Source organism: Streptomyces glaucescens (genome assembly GCF_002154375.1).
Lineage (GTDB): Bacteria > Actinomycetota > Actinomycetes > Streptomycetales > Streptomycetaceae > Streptomyces > Streptomyces glaucescens.
Window position 1 is genome coordinate 1 of sequence record NZ_MUND01000224.1, and the last position, 2040, is coordinate 2040.

Sequence of the window (2040 nt, forward strand, 5' to 3'; positions counted from 1 at the left end):
GTCTTCGCCATGATCAAGCCCCGTGACCGTCAACAACGCTCGTGATCAATACACCTAGGCCCGCTCGGCCCGCCGCAGCAACGCCGCCGCCACGACCCCGCCCAGCAGCACGGCCACCGCCCCGACCAGCTGACTGACCGACAGCCCGTCGGCGTACGCGTCGATCACCCGCTCCCGCTCCAGCGCGGACCCCGCCGCGGCCAGGGCCACCGGCAGGGACACCGCGGCGAACCGCGCGTTGAGCACCGCGCCCAGCACGGCCACGCCCAGCCCGTTGCCGAACTCCGCCAGCGTGCCGTTGACGCCCGCGCCGACACCCGCCTTCGCCGGGGGAATGCTGCTCATGATCGCGTGCGCCATCGCGGGGTTGGCGACCGCGCACCCCACCCCGATCAGCACCAGCCCCAGCAGCATCCCGGCGTACCCGCCCGAGCCGAGCGTCGCGATCGAGACGAGGCCGCCGGACATCAGCATCATGCCCAGCAGCACGGACACCGGGGTCCCGAGCTTCGTGGTCCACTTCGCCGACAGCCCGGAGAAGTTCAGCGCCACCACCGCCAGCGCCAGCGGCGCCGTGCGCAGCCCCGCCTCCAGGGGGCCGTAGCCGAGGACGAACTGGAGGTGCTGGGTGAGCAGGAACAGCGCCCCGCCCATTCCGAAGGTGATCAGCACCGCACCGGCGACCGCGCCGGTGAACCGGCGGTTGCGGAAGAAGTGCATGTCGAGCATGGGGTAGGGGATCCGGCTCTCCCACCAGGCGAACACCGCGAGGACGACGACCGCGACCGTGCCGCCGGCCAGTACCCGCCCGGACGACCAGCCGTGCTCCGGCCCGGAGATGATCGCCAGGACCAGGGACGACATGCCGATGGTGGAGAGCACCGCACCGAGCAGGTCGGGCCGGTCACCCTGCGGGTTCTTGGACTCCGGGACCAGCGCCACCACGGCGGCCAGACCGAGTGCGGCGACCGGCAGGTTGATCAGGAAGATCGCGCCCCACCAGAAGTGGTCCAGCATGAACCCGCCGATGAGCGGCCCTGTCGCGAAGCCGAGGGCGTTGACCGCGCTCCAGATGCCGATGGCCTTCGGATGCTCCTCCGGCGCGAAGATCTGCATCGCGACCGCGAGGGTGGTGGTCAGCAGCAGCGCCCCGCCGACGCCCATGCCGGCCCGCGCCGCGATCAGCTGGGCCGTGGAGTCGGCGAGTCCGGCGACCAGCGAGCCGATGCCGAACAGGACGAGGCCGGTGATCAGCATCCTCTTGCGGCCGTAGCGGTCGGCCGCGCTGCCCGCGGTGAGCAGCAGGCCGGACTGGACCAGCGAGTAGGCGTTGATCATCCACTGGATGTCGGAGGTGCCGGCGCCCAGCTCCTCGGTGAGGGAGGGGATCGCCACGTTCAGGACGGTGTTGTCGAGCAGGACCGTCAGCTGGGCGAGACAGATGACACCGAGGATCAGCCAGCGCTGTGGGTGGCCGCCTCGAGTGTCGGTCGGGGACTGCGCCTGGGAGGTCGAACACATGCTGTACACCGTATAGGGGGCCCTATACGGTGTACAGCGATTAAGCGGGCGGCGCTGTCAGCCCCTCGGCCGGGTCAGGTCGTAGAAGGTGGCCGAGCCGGCCGTCACCTTCGTGAAGTTCTCCTCCACCCAAGCGCTGATCTGGGCGGACGTGCCGTCGGCGCCGCCCATGCCGCCGCCCGTGCCGCCGTCGCCGCTCGCGATGAAGTAGTGGACGCGGCCGTCGGCCACGTACTGCTGGAACCGGGCCAGGGTCGGGGACGGGTCGGTGCCGTTGAAGCCGCCGATCGCCATCACCGGCTCGCCGGTGGCCAGCTGGTAGCTCGCGGCGTTCTGCGAACCGATGGCCGCCGCCGCCCAGGTGTACTCGCCGGCGTTCGCCTCCAGCAGTTCCCTCGCCTCGTCGGAGACGGCCGCGCCGTTGAGCAGGCCGCCCACGCCGCCGCCCATGCCACCGCCCTCGCCGGGCCGGCCGCCGGGGGTCTGGTTCTGCCCGCCCGGCCGGCCCGGCGAGGGCGG

General features: G+C 71.8%; 2 protein-coding genes. Both read right to left on the reverse strand.

Annotated elements, in window-relative coordinates:
- Positions 1 to 54: 54 nt before the first annotated feature.
- Positions 55 to 1521, reverse strand: a complete 1467-nt coding sequence (locus tag CCN42_RS16410; protein WP_086736509.1) for an MFS transporter — start codon at positions 1519 to 1521, stop codon at positions 55 to 57.
- A 57-nt stretch (positions 1522 to 1578) separates the two neighbouring features.
- On the reverse strand, positions 1579 to 2040 hold a 462-nt coding region (locus CCN42_RS16415; RefSeq protein ID WP_479688075.1), incomplete at its 5' end, for a mannosyltransferase YkcB-related protein.

What these genes read in the sequence shown, in the direction of transcription:
- CCN42_RS16410 (WP_086736509.1), bottom strand. Translation starts at nt 1,521, where the DNA reads ATGTGTTCGACCTCCCAGGCGCAGTCCCCGACCGACACTCGAGGCGGC.